Below are 18953 nucleotides of genomic sequence, written 5' to 3' on the forward strand. Positions count from 1 at the left end.
GCCTTCGCCGGAATGGCGCGAAGTAGGCCATTCACGCCAATCTGGTTACACAGATGACGCGCTCCAGTGAATCGCGAAACCTGATGGCTCAGACCACAATGCTCCCGAGCACCACTCGCAACACATGCGCTCCGCCATCATCAACGAGATTCACGCCCCCGTCGCCGGAAACCATCTGGCCGTCCATTTCGATGAACGCGACACCGCGACAAACGCCATCCGGATTCTCCACGCCAATCTCATACCGTGTCATGCGCCCGCCCACGCGGTACTGGAACGTGATGCCGAAGCCCGGCCACGCCTTGGGTATGCATGGATCGATGCGCAATCGATCGCCGAGCAAATGAAAGCCGAGCACGGCTTCCAGACCTGCGCGATAGAGCCATGCGGCCGAGCCGGTGTACCAGGTCCAGCCGCCGCGACCGACGTGCGGCGCAACCGAATAGACGTCCGCGCTGACCACGTACGGTTCCACCTTGTAACGCTCGACGGCCTCCGCGCTGTCGCTGTGGCGGATCGGATTGAGCAGGTCGAACAGTGCCGCGGCGCGATCGCCATCGCCGAGTTTCGCCCAGGCAAAGATCGACCATGTCGCGCCATGCGTGTACTGCCCGCCGTTTTCGCGCACGCCGGGCGGGTAGCCCTTGATGTAGCCGGGGTTCTGCGCACTGTGATCAAACGGTGGCGTGAACAGCTCGGCGATGCCGTTGTCGTGATCGACGAGTAGTCGGTCGACCGACGCCATTGCTGCGCTGGCGTGCTGTTGGTTGTTTGTGCCGGCCAGCACGCTCCACGATTGCGCGATCACGTCGATGCGGCACTCGTCGTTGTCCTTCGAGCCGAGTGGCGTGCCGTCGTCGTAATAGCCGCGGCGATACCACTCGCCATCCCACGACTCTTCCAGCGCGCCGCGTAGATCGTCGGCGTAATCGAGCCAGCGGCCCGCGCGTTCGTTCTCGCCGCGCTCGGTCGCGTGGGGCGCAAAGCGGCTGATCGTGTCGAGGAGGAACCAGCCAAGCCAGACGCTTTCGCCGCGGCCTTTTTCGCCCACCGCATTCATGCCGTCGTTCCAGTCGCCGGTGCCGATCAATGGCAATCCGTGCGCACCACGCGTGAGGCTCGAGTCCAGCGCGCGCGCACAGTGTTCGTAGAGCGACACCGATTGATCGGACAGCGACGGCTGGAAGAACGCATCGCTGGCGTTGTCCGGTATCGCCTGGCCGACGAGAAACGGCAACGCTTCCTCCAGAACCTGATGATCGCCACTGGTGCTGGCGTAATGCATGGCAACGTAGGCGAGCCAGATGCGGTCGTCGCGGATCTTCGTGCGGATACCCTGGCCGCCGGGCGGCAACCACCAGTGCTGCACATCGCCTTCGGCAAACTGTCGGCCGGCGGCACGCAGCAGATGTTCGCGCGCGAGATCGGGGCGACTCACGCACAGCGCCATCACGTCCTGCAATTGATCGCGGAATCCGTACGCGCCGCTGGCCTGGTAGTACGCCGTGCGCGCCCACACGCGGCAAGCCAGCACCTGATAGAGCAGCCAGTCATTGATCAGCACATCCATCGCGCGATCGGGCGTCTGCACCTGCACCGCGTCGAGCACGCCGATCCACTGCGCGGCGACGTCGGCAAGCACGCTGTCCATGTCGGTGTCGCGATAGCGCGCGATCAACGCCTGCGCATCCGCTTCGCTGGCGGCATCGCCGAGCGCGAAGGTCACTTCGATCTGCGTGTGCGGCGGCAGGGTGATGCGCGCCTGCAATGCGCCGCACGGATCCATCCCGGCGCCGAGCGATCCGGAGAGCGGCGTGTTGTCGCGCAGCGCTGCGGGATCGGCCACGTGACCGAGCGCGCCGAGAAATTCGCCGCGATCGCCGCACATCGACTGCTGCACGCCACCCATATCGAAGAACGCGACGCGATCACCGAAGTCGGGCCGCCAGTGATTCACCGCGAACAGCGCAGCGGTGGCTTCGTCGCGGGACGTCACCACGAAGGGCGCCGGCGTGCTGCCGTTTCCGCCGAGCATCCATCCGACATAACCGGTGACGGAAAGGTGCCGCGTGCGATCGGATCGATTGACGACGCAGAGCCGCGACAGCTTCACCGAATCGGCTACCGGCACGCATTGCGTCAGTTCCAGTCCGATGCCGTGCGCATCGGTGGTGAATCGGCTCCAGCCTTTTCCGTGCGTGGCGACATAACTGGCGCCGGTCACACGGACCGGTAGCGCGGTAGCGCTCCACACGTCGCCGTTATCTTCGTCGCGCAGGTAGAACACGTCGTGCGGACTGTCGCTGACCGGATCGTTCGGCCATGGCGTGAGCGCATTCTGCTGGCTGTTGAGCGACCACGTGTAACCGCCGCCTTCGGCGGAGACGAGAAAGCCGAATGCCGGGTTGGCGATCACGTTCACCCACGGCGCGGGTGTACGACGTTCGTCGTCGAGTTCGATGCGGTATTCGCGTCCATCGTCGCTGAAGCCGCCGCTGCCGTTGGCGAATTCCAGCTCGCTGAGCGTTGGCGCATCCGGCGCGGATGCGGCCGTCGTGGCGCGAATCGGTTCGGCCACGCTTGCGGATTCTTCCGGCACCGCATCGGCGGAAGCATCCTGCGCTACACCGACCACCACGCGCGCCACGGTCAACAGGCCATCGCGCAACGCATCGCTGATCGCGTCGTCGCGCAGCACGAACAGCTCGACCTTGGGCAGATGATCATCGCTTTTCAGACGTTGCTGTTGTGACTTGACCACGTCATCCAGTGCGGCCTGCACCGCGTCGCCATCGGGGCCGCGCGCCGCGTTCAATATCACGATGTCGAACGCCAGCCGCTGGCTGCGCAGCTGATTTTGCTCCGCCACGGCATCGCGCACCTGCGCCATCGCATCGACGGTGTCGAGTCGAATCAGCAGGATCGGCCGATCGCCGGAAATGCCGGCAGCCCACAACGTGGGCGCACCACCACGGCCACGCGCCAGCACATGGGCAGGCGCGCGCTGCGATGGATCGCTGACCAGCAGTGCGGCGAGACGTTGCGACAGTTGCCCGGCATGTGCAGCGTCGATGCCAGATGCCTGAGATACGGTTTGCGCGTACTGCATCGCGCCGTTGATCAGTGCTTCGCCTCTGTCGGCATTTGCCAATCGCGTGGTGAGCTTCATGGCCGCTTCGCGCGAATCGGCCAGACACATCCACGACAACACGCACGCGCTGGCACCAGGTTCGAGCGTCACGAAGCGGCGCAGGCTGAATACCGGATCAAGTACGCAGCCGGTGTTTCCGGCCAGCACGACGTCGGCCTGCATCGCCTGCGCGTTGCGCAAGCTGCGATCGCGACCGAGGAAGCTCGCCCGATCCGTATCATGTTCGACCGTGCCGCCGGTCTCGCCAACGACCTGCAGCGCATGCGCCGCCCATATCTTCGGTTCGCTGTCTGCGCGCTGTCGACGCGTCGCCAGCAAGAGATCGCTCTCCGCATCCCATTCGGTCTGCACGAACATTTTCGAAAATGCCGGATGCGCGTTGTCGCCACCGATCGATCCGATCACCAGTTCCGCATACGACGTGATCGAGAGCATGCGCGTACGATCGCCCTTGTTTCTCAGCGTCAGTCGGCGCAGTTCGATATCTGCATCGTGAGCGACCGCGATATCCAGCGTGCTGTGCACGCCATCATGTTCGCGACGGAATGTCGCGCGGCCGGCATCGAACGTCGCTTCGTCATTCGCTTCGATGCCGATGGGTTGCGGCGTCGCCGACCACACCGTGCCGCTTTCCTCGTCGCGCAGCAGGAGATAACTGCCCCAGCCATCGACGGTGCGATCCTCGCGCCAACGTGTCACTGCCAAGTCGTTCCACTGGCTGAAGCCCGAACCGTTGGCGCCGAGCATCACGGTGTAGCGCCCGTTGGATAGCAGCGTGCGCGCCGACCGTTGCGGTGATGGAGGCTTGGACATGGGGCGATGAACTCCTGCGGGCGGCGGCCGCGAATCGTCGCGACACAATGTCGAAGCGTACGACCGCAGCGGGGTAAACCGGTGTGAAATGCCGGCGCGCTGCGGGATGGGGAATGGTCGGGTTTGATTGCTGTCCCATGACGTGACGCGCGTACACATGATCCATGCACGCTGCCCGGCAGCCTTTCATCATCTGATGGCCCGAGCCCTTGGGCAAACATGCAATGAATGACTGGAATGCCAAGATGGTTTCGACAAGCATGCACATCGAGCTCTCGCAATTACCTGCGAAACGGTGGGCCACGATGCCGGGAAATTTTCGATGAACGATGTGACTGCGCTGGACGACCAGGATTTTCTCGAACGGCTGCAGCGCGCTGCCTTCGCATACTTTGTGCAGACGGCGAACCCCGCCAACGGTCTGGTGCCGGATACCTCGCGCGAGAATTCGCCGGTGAGCATCGCGGTGGTCGGATTCGCGCTGTCGGTTTATCCGGTGGCGGTAGCGCGCGGATGGATGGAACGCAGCGAAGCGGTGGCGCGCACGCTGGCAGCATTGCGATTTTTCCGCGACAGCGACCAGAGCGGCGCGCCGGGCGCGACCGGCTACAAGGGTTTCTACTATCACTTCCTCGACATCCACACCGGCGTGCGCGTGTGGCAATCGGAGCTGTCGATGATCGATACCGCGCTGCTGATCGTCGGCGTGCTCACCGCCGCGATGTATTTCGACGCGGATACGCCGGACGAAGACGAACTGCGCACGATCGCCGACCAGCTTTACCGACGCATCGACTGGCGCTGGTCGCAGGACGGCGGCGACACCATCAAGCAGGGCTGGAAACCCGAATGCGGATTTCTGCATTACGGATGGGAGGGTTACAGCGAGGCGATCGTTCTGTACGTGCTGGCGATGGGTTCACCCACGCATCCGGTGAGCGGCGACTGCTACCAGGCATGGACGTCCACTTATCAGTGGGAAAATCTCTACGGCTATGACTATCTGTATGCCGGGCCGCTGTTCGTGCATCAGTTCTCGCACGCGTGGATCGACCTGCGCGGCATCCGCGATCCGTTCATGCGCGAAAAGAATTTCGACTATTTCGAAAACAGCCGGCACGCGGTGCTGATTCAGCGCAAGTACGCGCAGATCAATCCGCATGACGCCGTGGGCTACGACGAAAACTGCTGGGGGCTTTCCGCCGGCGACGGACCCAGCGACGAGCAGCCCGGCGTGGAGAACGAAAACCGCCGGTTGTTCGGTTATGCCGGACGCGGCGTTCCGTATGGACCGGATGATGGAACGCTTTCGGCGCCGGCCGTGCTGGCGGCCTTGCCGTTCGCGCCGGAGTACGTGCTCGAGGCGATGCGCAGCATGCTGCGACGCTATCCGCAGATGCTCGTCGACGACCGCCTCGCCGGCGGCTTCAATCCCACCGTGGGCATCGGCGATAAGCCGTGGGTTTCGGACGGCCATTACGGGCTCGACCAGGGCATTGTCTTCATGATGATCGAGAACTATCGCAGCGACCGCATCTGGAACCTGATGCACGGCTGCAGTTATCTGCGCGAAGGCCTGAAATGCGCCGGGTTCGAAGGTGGCTGGCTGCGTGACGCCATCGCGGACGGAGCACGCTGATGTCGCTGCCATTCGATGGTTCGAACACCGTGCCGCAGGACGATTACGAGTCCCGCCGCCTCGCCGACGTGCATCCCGAAGCGTGGGTCAATCCGAAAACGGCCGATCGCTACGCGCTGGTGATCATCGGCGCCGGCCCGGCTGGACTGGCGGCGGCGGAACTGGCTGCCGCGCTGGGCGGCAAGGTGGCGTTGATCGAACGACACTTCATTGGCGGCACCTGCCTCAACACCGGCTGTGTTCCGTCAAAGGCGTTGATCCGCACATCGCACGCGTACGCGGAAATGCGCGATGCGGATCGCTACGGCGCCACCGTGCCGGAAAACATCGTGGTCGATTTCGCCGCGGTGATGGCGCGCGTGCGGCGCATCCGCAGCCATCTCACCGGCAGTTCGTCGGTGCGGCGACTGGCGGCGAAAGGCATCGACGTGTTTTTCGGCAACGTGCGTTTTACCAGCAAGGACACGCTCAGCGTCAATGACCAGCCGCTGCGTTTCGACAAGGCGATGATCGCCACCGGCGCGCGGCCGCACATTCCGGACATCCCCGGGTTGAAGCAGGCCGGCTTCCTTACCAACGCCAACGTGTTCAACCTCACCGAGTTGCCCAAGCGATTGCTGGTGATCGGCGGCGGCCCGCTCGGTTGCGAACTGGCGCAGGCGTTCCGCCGGCTTGGTTCGAAAGTGACCATCGTGCAGGACATGCCGCTGTTCCTCGAGCGCGAAGAACGCGACGCAGCACAGATTCTCTCTGATGCCTTTACCCGCGACGGCATCGAGGTGCGGCTCAACACGCGCGCGGTCGGCGTGCGCGTCGAGAACGGTGAAAAAATAGTCGACCTGGTCAGCGACGATTACCACAGCAGCGTGGCCGTGGACGCCATCCTGACCGGCGTGGGCCGCCTGCCCAACGTCAACGGACTGGATCTGGAAAAAGCCGGCGTCGAATACGACGTCGTCAACGGCATCCGCGTCGATGATTTCCTGCGTACCGCCAATCCGCGCATCTATGCCGCCGGCGATGTGTGTTTGCAGGAGCAGTACACCGATATCGCCGCTGCGTCCGCACGCATCGTGGTGCGCAATGCGTTGCTGCGCGGCAGGATGCGGCTGAGCGAAGTGGTGATTCCGTGGTGCACGTTCACCGATCCCGAAATCGCGCATGTCGGCCTGTATGTGCGCGATGCCAATCGCAAGGGCATCCCGATAAAGACGTACACCGTACCGATGCACCAGATCGATCGCGCAGTCACCGACAGCGAGGAAGACGGTTTCGTCAAGGTCCACATCCGCGAAGGCACCGATACCATTCTGGGCGCCACCATCGTGGCGCGTCACGCCGGCGACATGATCAACGAAATCACCCTGGCGATGGTCGCGGGCATCGGGCTGCGCACGCTGTCCAAGGTGATCCACGCGTATCCCACGCAGGCCGAAGCGATCCGCCAGGCAGCCAACGCATACAACCGATCGCGGATCAGCCCGCGAATCAGGGAACGGCTGCGCCGATGGCTGCATCGCTGAAGCCTCAACAAACAACGCTCACACCGGCCGTCGGCGTGCGCGCGTAAACTCGACGATCGATTCGAACAACACTTCACTCAAGGACAACGTATGGAACTTGGCATGGTGGGTCTGGGCCGCATGGGCGCGAACATGGCCGAACGTCTGTTGCGCGGCGGACACAAGGTTGCGGGTTTCGATCCGAACGCCGATGCGCGCAAGGCGCTCGAAGCGAACGGTGCGACATCCGCCGATTCGTTGCAGGCACTGGTCAAGGCATTGCCGACACCGCGCGTGGTGTGGCTGATGGTGCCGTCCGGCAAGATCACCGACGACACCGTCGAGACCTTGCTCGGCCTGCTCGATCCGGGCGACATCGTGATCGACGGCGGCAACTCCAACTACAAGGACACGCTGCGTCGCGCCGCGACTTATGCCGACAAGAAACTGCAGTACGTCGACTGCGGCACCAGCGGCGGCATCTGGGGCCTGGCCGAGGGCTACAGCATGATGATCGGCGGCGACGAAAAAACCGTCGACACGCTCAAGCCGATCTTCCAGACACTCGCGCCGACCAAAGACACCGGCTGGGGCCGCGTGGGCCCGGTCGGTGCCGGCCACTTCACCAAGATGGTCCACAACGGCATCGAATACGGAATGATGCAGGCATACGCCGAAGGGTTCTCCCTGCTCAAGCACAAGACCGATTTCAACCTCGACCTGCATCAGGTCGGCGAAATCTGGCGCTACGGCAGCGTGGTCCGCTCGTGGCTGCTCGATCTCACCACCGATGCCTTGAGCAAGAATCCGGAAATGGCCGGCATCGCACCCTACGTCGTCGACTCCGGCGAAGGCCGCTGGACCGTCGACGCGGCGATGGAATTGAGTGTGCCGATTCCGGTCATCACCCTGTCGCTGATGGAACGCTACCGCTCTCGCGACGACGATTCCTTCGCCGACAAATTGCTGGCGTCGATGCGCAATGAATTTGGTGGGCATGCGATCAAGAAGGAGTGACCGTTGCGCGGCCGTGCTGCCGGGCAAACCATCTACCGTTCGTCATTCCGGCGAAGGCCGAAATGACGAAGGTGGAAATTCCAGCCGTCACCGAAACGACGAAGGTGAAGATTCCGCCCTTCGCCAAGAATCAAAGGGCGAAAGGTGAAAGGCGAAAGGCGAAAGGCTGCCAAAACAGCGTCCGCTAATTCGACAACACCCCGATCGTCCGCATCCATGCCTCAGCCAACAACGGCCAAGCCGTAATCGGATCCCCCGTCCGCCGCAAGCCGAACGCGTGGCCACCATGCGCGTAGAGATGCATTTCGGTCGGCACGTTCGCCTTCTTCAGCGCGGTGAAATAGACCAGCGACTGGTCAACGCCATCCACGTTGTCGTCTTCGGCCTGCACCAGAAACGTGGGCGGCGTCCTGTCGGAAATACGTATGTTGGCGTTCAACTTGTTGTCGTCGCCCGTCGTGAGATGCCCGGGATAAATGGGCATGGCGAAATCCGGTCGCGCACTTTCCTTGTCGGCATCATCGACGGGTGCATACAGATGACGATCGAAATTGGTGCTGATTTCCGCCACCAGATAGCCACCGGCCGAAAATCCGATCACGCCGATTTTGTGCGGATCGATCTGCCACTCCGCGGCGTGATGGCGCACCAGCCTCATCGTTCTCTGTGCATCTTCGAGCGACGGAATCGACAGCGTCAGGTTGTGCGGACGGCAATCGCATTGCCAGACGTACGGCACACTCGGAACGCGATACTTCAACAGGATGCACGTGATGCCTTTCGACGTGAGCCAGTCGCAGATCTCGGTGCCTTCGAGGCCGATTGCCAGCACCTGGAAACCGCCGCCGGGAAATACCACCACTGCAGCGCCGGTGTTGTGCCCAGTCGGCTTGTAGACCGTCATCGTCGGACGCGTCACGTTGGTTATGCCCATGCCCGGAAGTTTTTCCACTTCCGGCCCCGGTACGGGCGTGGCATCAGGCGGCGTTGCGGGCCAGACCGGCACCTGCACGTGTCCTTCGGTGGGTTGCCAGACAACCGTCTTCGCATGCGCGGCCGCGCATGCGATCAGCAGACACAGCGCAGAAGTCCACAACTTCATGGCATTTCTCCATTCGGATTTTGGCTGGACCAGAGCGACCTGGTCGGTGAGACATTCGCTGGACCTTTTCAATTCTGCATGCGCGCTCGGACTCATAGCGGTCGCTGGTGAGGATTTTTTCGGGCAGGCGTCGGTGAATATTTCGGACAGCTCAAGACAACGGTTGTCGCATCGCATATGAGTGACAGAACAACGATCAGCGCTTCCGCGTCCTCGATGCGCCCAACTTTCTCGTCAAGGTATTGCGCCCCACGCCGAGTGCCTGCGCCGCATTCTGGCGATGTCCTTCGCTGGCTTGGAGCGCGGCTTGCAGCAGGGTTTGATCCAGCGCGTCGCGCGCCCGAGAATGGATATCCACCTCGCCACCGGCCAGCGCAGCAACCGCCCAATCGCGCAAAGCATCGGTCCATTCGCCGCTGGCGTGGCTGGCGCTGCTGCTGCCGAGATCAGCGGGCAGGATTTCGTTGCCCGGCGCGATGACGGCAAGGCGTCGGCACAGGTTTTCCAGCTCGCGCACGTTGCCGGGAAAATCGCGCTGCGCGATCAACTTGAGCGCGGCGCGCGAGAAACGCTTTGGTGGCAATTTCAGTTCCTGCGCGGTGGCAGCGAGGAAATGTTGCGCCAGCAACGGGATGTCGGTGCGGCGCGTGCGCAACGGCGGCAGTTCGATGCGGACCACATCAAGGCGATGCATCAGGTCGGCGCGAAACTGGCCCGCGGCCACGCGCAACGCGAGATCCTGATGGGTGGCCGCGACGATGCGCACGTTGCCGCGAATGAGTTCGCGTCCGCCAACGCGATAGAACTCGCCGCCCGCGAGCACGCGCAGCAGGCGCGTCTGCAGGGCGAGTGGCATGTCGCCGATTTCATCGAGAAACAGCGTGCCGCCTTCGGCCTGTTCGAAGCGGCCGGCATGGCGTCGCGTGGCGCCGGTGAAGGCGCCGGCCTCGTGGCCGAACAGTTCGCTTTCCAGCAATTCGCTGGGGATGGCCGCGGTGTTCAGCGCGACGAACGGTTTGCCGCTACGCGCGCTTTCTTCGTGCAGCGCGCGCGCCACCAGCTCCTTGCCGGTGCCGGTTTCGCCCGTGATGAGAACATTGAGATCGCTCGCGGCGACGCGGCCGATCAGCCGGAACACTTCGCGCATCGGCGCGCTGTCGCCGAGCAGCGCATGGTTCGACGCAGTGATTGTCTCGACCTGCGCAGGGGGCGACGAAGCGCTGTCCAGCGCGCGCTGCACTACCGTCACTGCGTGATCGAGATCGAACGGCTTGGCCAGGTAATCCACGGCACCTGCGCGATAGGCCGCAGCCGTTGTCGCCACGTCGGTATAGGCGCTCATCACGATCACCGGGCCAATGCCCTGCGCCTGCAGGTCGCCTAGAAAACTGAGGCCATCTTCGCCGGGCATGCGCACGTCGGTGAGCAGCAGGGCCGGACGTGTGTCGCGCAACGCATCGCGCGCCGCGCCGACGTCGCTGAACTCGCGCACCTTCAGGCCGGCATCGCGCAAGGCTTCCGCCAGCACGAAACGCACGCCGCGATCATCGTCAACGATCCAGATGTCTCCCGCGATCGTCGTCGCGTGGATGCGGTCAGTCATGCGTGCGCTCCAGGGGAAGGTAAAGCGAGAACACGGTCTCGCCCGGCCGGCTCGCGCAGCGCAACTCGCCGCCGTGTTCGTGCGCGATCTCGCGCGAGAGGGCAAGCCCGAGCCCGCTGCCGTCGGCGCGACCCGATACCAGCGGCTGGAACAACGTGTCGCGCAACGCGGCCGGCACGCCGGCGCCGTCGTCGATCACATCGAGACGCAGCGCCATGCGCCACATGCGTTCGCCCAAACGCAGGCCGTGTTCGACGCGCGTGCGGAAGGTGAGTGTCTGCGCGCCGGCTTCGCGCGCGTTGCGTGCAAGATTGAGCAGCACCTGTTGCAGGCGATGCGCGTCACCGTGCAGATCCGGCACGCTCGGGTCGTAGTCGTGACGCAGTTGCAGCGGCGACGGCTCGGCCTGCAGCAGATCGTTGAATCGTTCGAGCAGCTGATGCACGTTGACCGGCCCAAGCTGCGGCACGCCACCGTGATGCAACAGCCGATTCGCGAGCGCGCCGAGGCGATCGGCCTCGTCGATGATCATGCCGGCGAGCGACTGCAGATCCTCGTTGTCCAGTCGACGTTGCAGCAGTTGCGCCGCGCCGCGCAGGCCGGCCAGCGGGTTCTTCACTTCATGCGCAAAGCCGCGCAGCGTGGCCGACAGCGGCGAGCTGGTCTGCAGCCGTTCGACCAGCACATGCACTTCGAGCAACAGGCCATCTTCGAACGGCTGCAAGGCGATGTCCGCCAGCACTTCGCTGCCGCTCGCAGTCATCAGCGCCACACCGCGCCACTGCAACGGTCGTTGTTCCTGCACGACGCGCATGGCTTGCGACGAGGCGTCCGGATCGGCGAGCAGCACCTCCAGAGGCAGACCGACCGCGCTACGCGGCCCCATTTCCAGCCTTTCGGCCAGCGTAGGATTCATCCATCGCAGGCGCAGTTGCGCATCGACCAAGGCCAGGCCGGTCGCCAGTTGTTCCGCCCAAGCACGCCATGCCGCATCGCTCATTGCACCATGATGGTCAATGCGTTGGATTGGTGCAATCCAGGTGCCGAGCTGCGTCCATTTACAGAAACCGGCTGGCTGTCGCAGAGTGCAGCTGTCTCGACAGGGGAAAAGGACATGCTGGGGAATTTATGGCTGGCGGCAGCGCTGGCGGTGTCGCCGCAGGTCGATCCGGGGCTGGACGCGCATGCGCAGACGCTTTTGCGCAGACCGGAATATGAGCAGGTCGTCATATCGCCTGACGGAACGATGTTGGCGATTGCCCAACACGATGAAGGTGGCACCACGGTCAAGATTCTCGACCGTCGCTTTCTCACCTTGGTCAAAGACATCAAAACCGGCCGCCGTGGCGAAGTTTCCGATCTGGCCTGGCTGGGATCCGGCCAGCTCATCATCGGAGTCAATCGCAGCATCGGGCCGTTCGCCGCGCCCATCGATGATCCCACGCTGTATCTGCTCGATATCCACAAGACGCATGGAACGACCCTGCCGGCCAATTTCATCGGCACGATAGAAAATGACGACCACCATCTTGTTGTCAGCTACTGCAAGACCTTCGAAAAGAACGCATGCATTTTCGAAGCGAGACGCGTCGACACGAATCACATGAATCGCATCGATGAAGTGATGGCTCTTGCACCGATGGGCGGTGCGCAATTCATGATCGATCACGCCGGTGAAGTCCGCTTCGCCTGGGGTGCGGACGAGAAGGAACGCAGCCGGCTCTACGTCAGGGAAAAAGACAAGAGCTGGAAGCTCGTCAACGACAGCGATGCCAGTGGCATCGACGCGTTTCCCATAGGCGTTGCGCGCAACAACCTCTCCGGCTTTCTGGAGGTGCAGCACAAGGATGGCCCCGACAGTATCGAGCGCTTCGACTTCGCGACAGGGGCACGCACGCCGCTACTGCGCGATGGCGTGTCCGACCCCCTGAGCATCATCTATACGCCTGATCTGGTGGAACCGCTGGGCGCGATGATCGGTACAGGACGTCCGCTGGCGCGCTTCTGGAATGCACAGGACCCGGATTCGATCTGGCGAATGGCCATCGACAAGGCCTTTCCGAATTCCACCAACAACGTCACCAGTGCGAGCAGCGACGGCAAGCTGCAGATCGTGTGGACACAAAGCGATCGCGATCCGGGATCGTTCTATCTGCTTGATCGCGAACATCGCAAAGCGGATTTGCTCTTCCGCAGCAAACCGTGGATTGATCCGACCCAGCAATTGTCCAGCGAGCCGTTCGAATTGAAGGCTCGCGACGGCCTTCCGTTATTCGGTTTCATGACGCTGCCCGCTGGCGGCGCAAAGTCCGCACCCATGATCGTGATGGTGCATGGCGGCCCTTATTATGTTCGCGACGACTGGGACTTCGATGCGGAAACCCAAATGCTTGCGCAGCATGGCTTCGCCGTGTTGCGGGTGAACTTTCGCGGCTCATCCGGGTTTGGCCGTCCATTTCAGGAAAAGGGCTACATGCAGTGGGGCGCCGCGATGCAGGATGACGTTACCGACGCCACACGCTGGGCGATCCGGCAGGGAATCGCCGATCCCGATCGCATCTGCATCTACGGTGGCAGCTACGGCGGCTACGCCGCACTGATGGGAGTCGTGCGTGAACCCGCGCTCTATCGATGCGCTGCAGGTCTGGCGGGCGTTTACGACTTGAGCAAGCAATACAAGTGGGGCGATATTCGTCGAAGCGATCGCGGCCTTGACTACCTGCGACGCGTTATCGGCCAGGATCCGCTGCAGCTCGCGAATCGCTCGCCCAGTGCGCATGCGGCGCAGATCACCGTACCGATCTTGCTGGCGCACGGCACCCTGGATGGCCGCGTGGATATCAAGCATGCCAAGGAAATGAGCAACGCACTGGCCAAGGCCGGCCATCCTCCCGAGTACCTCGAATATCAGTACGAGGGGCACGGCCTGGCTGCACCGGAACACCTTGCGGACTTCTATACCCACCTGCTGCAATTCTTTGACACTCATCTGAAGGCGCGAACCGCTTGCGTCGGTGACTGCGGGCGGAATTCTGCGTCGCGTACGTCAGCCACTGTCGTTCATTGAGACAAATTCATTGTTCCGACAATGAAGAAAAATGAAGCATCGTCAGGATCAGGACTTCACGAGCAGTTTTTCCAGCGCCAGCCGAATGCTTTTCATGTCGTACGGTTTTTGCAACACGGTGGCGTTGCGGTAGCGCTCGGGTATGCCGTCCAGCCCGTAGCCGGAGGCGAACAGGAACGGCACATTGCGTGCACTGAGCGCATCCGCGATGGGAAAGCTGTCTTCGCGACCCAGCGTCACATCCAGAATGGCGACGTCGATATTTTCGCTGGATGTGAGCGCGAGCCCGGCACTCAATCGATCTGCCAGCAGGACGCGATAGCCGGCGGAGTCGAGCAGGTCTTCCAGCAGCATGGAGACCATCGGCTCGTCTTCGGCAACGAGCACACAGGGTTTTTCATTGGTACTCATCAGTCAGTCCTCGGCCTGGCCAGTGCTGATGCACCGGGCACGACGGCTTGTTGAAGAAACGGGGAGCGCGATCGCTCCAGAAGTTGCGACCAGTAGGCCGTGATCGCGGTTAAAGATGCGCGACGATCATGCGCGATCGTTCATCACCATCCTGACTGCCAGCGAAAGCTCGACCTGGTTGTACGGCTTGCGCAGCAATTGCAGATCCTTGACCAGCTCTTCGGATGCGATGCGTTGCGCGGTGTAACCCGACGTGAGCAACACCGGGATGGTTGCATGACGCGCCTTCAATTCGCGCACGAGATCGATGCCGTTCATGTCGCCGGGCATGATCACGTCGGTGAAGATCAGGTCGATGCGCCCGCCGCGCTCGATCAACCGCATCGCATCGCTGCCGGTTTCCGCTTCGAGCACGGAGTAGCCGAGATTTTCGAGCAGGCTGCTGGCCACCGCGCGCACGTCATTGTCGTCCTCGACCACCAGCACGACGCCTTTTCCCTTGATCTCCGCGGTCGAATGCGTGGCGGTTTCAACCGCGACAGGTCGCGCCGTGCGCGGCAGATGGATGAACACTGTCGTGCCACTCCCGGGCTGGCTTTCGATGTTGACGAAGCCACCGGATTGGCGTGCGAAACCGTAGACCTGACTGAGCCCGAGCCCGGTGCCCTTGCCGACGTCCTTGGTGGTGAAGAACGGTTCGAACACGCGATCAACCACATCCGGTGGCATGCCCATGCCGGTGTCGCTCAACGACACCACGACGTAATCGCCCGCGGCAGCGCCGCTGGTCGCCGCGCCTTGCGCGTCCAGTTGCAGGATGCGGGTTCGTAGTGTGATCGCGCCGCCCTGGGGCATCGCGTCGCGCGCGTTGATGGCGAGATTGAGGATCGCGGTTTCCAGCTGGTGCGGGTCCGTGCGGCAATACCAGAGTTCAGGCGCGCGCTCGATATGCACGGTGATCGTTTCGCCGACGGCGCGATCGAGCAGGTTCTCGAACGTGCCGATCAGGTCTTCGATGCACACCGCTTCGACGCGCAAATCCTGTCGGCGTGAGAACGCCAGCAACTGCTGGTTGAGCCGCGCGCCGCGTTCCACGCCCTGGCGCGCAGCGGCGAGATAACGCGCGGTTTTTTCGTCTTTCTCGATGCGCTGGTCGAGCATGTCGAGGCTCCCGCCGACAACCATCAGCAGGTTGTTGAAATCGTGCGCGATGCCGCCGGTGAGCTGGCCGATGGCTTCCATTTTCTGCGCCTGGCGCAGCTGTTCTTCCACGTGCCGTCGGTCGGTGACGTCGGAAATGACGCCGGCGATGCGCACCGGTTTGCCATCCTGGTAATACGTGCGGCCCTTGATCTGTACCCAGCGGATCGCCTCGTCGCTGACGCGGCGGATGCGTCGCTCGAAATCGATGAAACCGGTGCGTTTGGCGCGCGCAAACTCCACGTCCACCGCCTCGCGATCGTCCGGCAGGAATTGCGACAGCATGGTCGGCCATTCCCAGGTTCGCTCACCTGCGGTGTAGCCGAAGATCTGGTCATAACGTGCCGAACGCGTCACCACATCGTTGACCAGGTTGAGTTCCCAGTTGCCCATGTCGGCGGCATCGAGCGCGAGTTGCAGGCCATCTTCCGCGCGACGGCGCTCGTCGATCTCGCTGGCCAGCTGCATGTTGGCCGCGGCCAGTTCGTGGCTGCGCTCGCGGCTGTGCGTGAGGTCGGTAACCACGCCGCACAACACGCGCGGCATCTGCGCGTCGACCTTCAGATCGGCGATGGAAACATTGACCGGAACGCGCGATCCGTCCGCTGCCTGCAGCATGAATTCCGCCGAGCGCCTGGCGCCGCGGCCGCTGTCCATCAGCCGATGGAAGGCCGATGTTTCCGTGCTCACGACGAAACGTTCGATCGGTTCGCCGATCAGCGATTCGCGCTCCGCGCCGACCAGCGTGGCGAAGCGTTGATTGCAATACAGCATGAGGCCGTGCTCGCTCAGCGTGACTGCGCCTTCCTGCATCTGCTCGATCAGCACGCGATACGGACGATCGGCGTTTTCCAGCGTGTACACCTGCTGGCCGGCCGGGCCACCGACCACCACCGCATCCACCTCGCCGTTGCGAATCGCTTCAAGCGTTTCTTCCGCTTCGCGCAGGCGATCCCGCAACTCGACGAGCTGGGCGTGGTCGGCGGCGGCGAAGTCGGGCTGGCGATTCATGCGTCTTTGCGTTTGGCCTGGTCGAGCGGCGCGATGTCGAGGCCCGCAAGCACACGCTCGCGATCGGACAGGTCACCAATGATCCGCCGCAACGGTTCGGGAAGAATCTTCACCAGTGTGGGCGTGGCGATGATCTGCAACTCCCTGGTGGCTTCCGGGTCCTGATAGACGTCGACGACTTCGAGGTCGTAACGGCCGTCCAGGTTTTCCTCGCAGATGCGACGCATGTTTTCGATCGCGCGGGTCGAACGCGGCGTCGATCCGGTGATGAACAGCCGCAGCTTGTATTGCCCTGCGCTTGGAACGCCATCACCCCCATCGCCGTCGCGCTCGTTCATGTCGTGCTCGCAAGTTTCGGACGGATGTCGAGGCCGACCAAGACGCGTTCGGTATTGGAAAGATCGCCGATCACGCGTTTCAGCGGTGGCGGCAAGCGACGCACCAGCGTCGGCAACGCGACGATCTGGTCGCCGGCAGCGAGTTGCGGCGTAACCAGCAGATCGACCACTTCGATCGTATAGCGGCCGGAAAGATGCTTCTCGCAGAGGTTCTTCAGGTTGGCGATGGCGGCCAGCGATTTCGGGGTCTGCCCGGCGACGTACAGGCGCAGGTTGTATTCGCCGGTGGTCGGCTCTTCACTGTCTTCCGCGGCGGCTACGGATCGGTTCGCGTCATTCATCGTTGAGCTCCTCGCAGGATCGCCATCTGGGAGCGCTCGCTGCCTTGCGCGGTTTCGCGCGCTTCCTCCTGTTCGATCTGGGTGGTGACTTCGATTTCTTCGGTTTCCAGTGCCGCGCGCATTTCCGCGATCTGCCGCTCGACCGCCGCACGCTTGCGCGCGAGGTCGCGACGGCGACGCTCGGTGGCCTGCTGCCGCGCCAGATCGGCTTGCCGTTCGCGCGCTTCCTGCGCCACGCGCGCCGTGCCGGTGAGCACGCCGTCCGGGCCGATATACGCATCGACCATGTGGATGCCGTGATCCGACAACTGGTATTCGCGCAACTGCTTGGAGTGATTCATGCCGCGCGATTTGAGCAGGTACAGCACGCGGTTGCGCTCGCCATTGGCTTCCATGTCCTTCAGCGAGATCCACGTATCCATTAACGACGACACGCTGCGCTCGCTCTCGGTCATCTGCTCGCCAGACGACGACAGGCTGGTGAATAGCGCGGTGATGCCCTTGCTCTTGCAGATGTCGGCGAGCCGAACCAGCGTGGCGTGGATTTCGAACGACGGCCCGCGGAAGGCGGAGATCGGATCGACCACGATGACGTTGGGCTCGAAATGTTCGATGTCACGATTCATTCGCGCCAGATGCATTTCGAAACCGTAGAGGCTCGGCCGCGCGGCCTGGAAACACAGCAGGCCGCTATCGATGTGGCGCTGAAGATCGAAGCCGACCGACTTCATGTTGCGCACGATCTGGTCGGGGGATTCCTCAAAGGCGAAGAACAGGCAGCGTTCGCCACGCTCGCACGCGGCGTTGACGAAGGCGGCGCCGAAGGTCGATTTGCCAGTACCCGCGAGGCCCGAGATGAGCACGCTGGAGCCGCGGAAGTAACCGTTCTTGCCGAGCATTTCGTCCAGCCCCGGCACGCCGGTGGACAGCGCTTCATGCGAGATGCGATGACCGAGTTCGGCCGAGGTGATCGGCAGCACGCTGATGCCGTGCTCGTCGATGAGGAACGGATATTCGTTGGTGCCATGCGACGAGCCGCGGTACTTGACGACACGCAGGCGCCGCGTGGTGACCTGCTCTTCCACGCGGTTGTCGAGCAGGATCACGCAATCGGAAACATATTCCTCGATGCCGTAGCGCGTGAGCTGACCTTCGCCGCGTTCGGCCGTGATGATCGCGGTGACGCCCTTGTCCTTGAGCCAGGCGAACAGCCGGCGCAATTCCGCGCGCAGGATCGCGGTGTCGTCGAGGCCGGAGAACAACGCCTCGATGGTATCGAGCACGACGCGCTTGGCGCCGATCGAATCGATGGCGTGGCCGAGCCGCACGAACAGACCTTCCAGATCGTAGTCGCCGCTTTCCTCGATCTCGGCACGTTCGATATAGACGTGGTCGATGACCATCTGCTTGCGCTCGATCAGATCGGCCACGTCGTAGCCCAGCGATGCGACGTTGGTTTCCAGATCGCGTTCGCGTTCCTCGAAACTCATCAGCACGCCGTGCTCGCCGAACTCGGTGACACCCTTGATCAAAAAGGTCATCGCGAAAAGCGTCTTGCCGCAGCCGGCGGCGCCACACAGCAAAGTTGGGCGGCCGGTCGGCAGGCCGCCGAGGGTCAACGCATCCAGACCTTCAATACCGGTAGGCGATTTCGGCAGCGGCGCAAGATGGCCGGTGCCTTCGACGTCATTGGCTTTGTTGCGCTTGCTTGCCACGTGGTGCTCCGTTGCGTTGGATTTGAATCGCGCTTCATCCACG

12 protein-coding genes and 1 pseudogene are annotated in these 18953 nt (G+C 62.9%); 4 read left to right on the top strand and 9 right to left on the bottom strand.

What is annotated here, in order from left to right; translation table 11 throughout:
* Positions 1–88: 88 nt before the first annotated feature.
* Complete coding sequence (locus GSQ73_RS03425) at positions 89–3964, bottom strand: glycosyl transferase family 36 (protein ID WP_158880996.1); 3876 nt, start codon at positions 3962–3964, stop codon at positions 89–91.
* 322 nt (positions 3965–4286) lie between these two features.
* Here GSQ73_RS03425 and GSQ73_RS03430 point away from each other — a divergent pair, with 322 nt between their 5' ends.
* From GSQ73_RS03430 to gnd, 3 genes and pseudogenes are all read left to right on the top strand, one after another.
* Positions 4287–5603 (top strand): glucoamylase family protein, encoded by a 1317-nt coding sequence (locus GSQ73_RS03430; protein ID WP_158880998.1) that lies wholly within the window; start codon positions 4287–4289, stop codon positions 5601–5603.
* Positions 5603–7126, top strand: a complete 1524-nt coding sequence (locus tag GSQ73_RS03435; RefSeq protein WP_158881000.1) for a mercuric reductase — start codon at positions 5603–5605, stop codon at positions 7124–7126. Before GSQ73_RS03430 ends, GSQ73_RS03435 begins: the two co-directional genes overlap by 1 nt.
* A gap of 78 nt (positions 7127–7204) precedes the next feature.
* Positions 7205–8122, top strand: a pseudogene (gene gnd / locus GSQ73_RS03440) (phosphogluconate dehydrogenase (NAD(+)-dependent, decarboxylating)); the annotation flags it as partial.
* 184 nt (positions 8123–8306) lie between these two features.
* Here the strand turns inward: gnd and GSQ73_RS03445 are convergent.
* From GSQ73_RS03445 to GSQ73_RS03455, 3 genes are all read right to left on the bottom strand, one after another.
* On the bottom strand, positions 8307–9224 hold the full coding sequence (locus tag GSQ73_RS03445) for an alpha/beta hydrolase (protein ID WP_158881004.1): 918 nt from the start codon (positions 9222–9224) through the stop codon (positions 8307–8309).
* Between the two features lie 196 nt (positions 9225–9420).
* The gene (gene ntrC, locus GSQ73_RS03450; RefSeq protein WP_158881006.1) at positions 9421–10827 is read right to left on the bottom strand and encodes a nitrogen regulation protein NR(I); all 1407 of its coding nucleotides are present in this window, start codon (positions 10825–10827) and stop codon (positions 9421–9423) included.
* Positions 10820–11827, bottom strand: coding sequence for an ATP-binding protein (locus GSQ73_RS03455; RefSeq protein WP_158881008.1), 1008 nt, complete (start codon positions 11825–11827; stop codon positions 10820–10822). The genes ntrC and GSQ73_RS03455 overlap by 8 nt, the downstream gene beginning before the upstream one ends.
* A gap of 114 nt (positions 11828–11941) precedes the next feature.
* Between GSQ73_RS03455 and GSQ73_RS03460 the strand changes: the two genes are divergently transcribed.
* Entirely contained in the window at positions 11942–13894 is a 1953-nt protein-coding gene (locus tag GSQ73_RS03460; RefSeq protein ID WP_158881010.1) for an alpha/beta fold hydrolase, read from the top strand.
* 48 nt (positions 13895–13942) lie between these two features.
* Here the strand turns inward: GSQ73_RS03460 and GSQ73_RS03465 are convergent, their stop codons facing one another.
* From GSQ73_RS03465 to kaiC, 5 genes are all read right to left on the bottom strand, one after another.
* The gene (locus tag GSQ73_RS03465) at positions 13943–14305 is read right to left on the bottom strand and encodes a response regulator (RefSeq protein ID WP_158881012.1); all 363 of its coding nucleotides are present in this window, start codon (positions 14303–14305) and stop codon (positions 13943–13945) included.
* A 126-nt stretch (positions 14306–14431) separates the two neighbouring features.
* Positions 14432–16516, bottom strand: coding sequence for a PAS domain-containing sensor histidine kinase (locus GSQ73_RS03470; RefSeq protein WP_158881014.1), 2085 nt, complete (start codon positions 16514–16516; stop codon positions 14432–14434).
* Entirely contained in the window at positions 16513–16854 is a 342-nt protein-coding gene (locus GSQ73_RS03475) for a circadian clock KaiB family protein (RefSeq protein WP_158881016.1), read from the bottom strand. Before GSQ73_RS03475 ends, GSQ73_RS03470 begins: the two co-directional genes overlap by 4 nt.
* A complete protein-coding gene (locus tag GSQ73_RS03480) occupies positions 16851–17195 on the bottom strand; it encodes a circadian clock KaiB family protein (RefSeq protein WP_158881018.1) in 345 nt (114 codons plus the stop codon). Before GSQ73_RS03480 ends, GSQ73_RS03475 begins: the two co-directional genes overlap by 4 nt.
* Positions 17192–18910 carry a circadian clock protein KaiC gene (kaiC, locus tag GSQ73_RS03485; RefSeq protein WP_158881020.1) on the bottom strand — a complete coding sequence of 573 codons (1719 nt, stop codon included), beginning with the start codon at positions 18908–18910 and terminating at the stop codon, positions 17192–17194. Before kaiC ends, GSQ73_RS03480 begins: the two co-directional genes overlap by 4 nt.
* Positions 18911–18953: the final 43 nt, after the last annotated feature.

Origin of the sequence: Rhodanobacter sp. L36 (genome assembly GCF_009765755.1) — a bacterium.
GTDB lineage: Bacteria > Pseudomonadota > Gammaproteobacteria > Xanthomonadales > Rhodanobacteraceae > Rhodanobacter.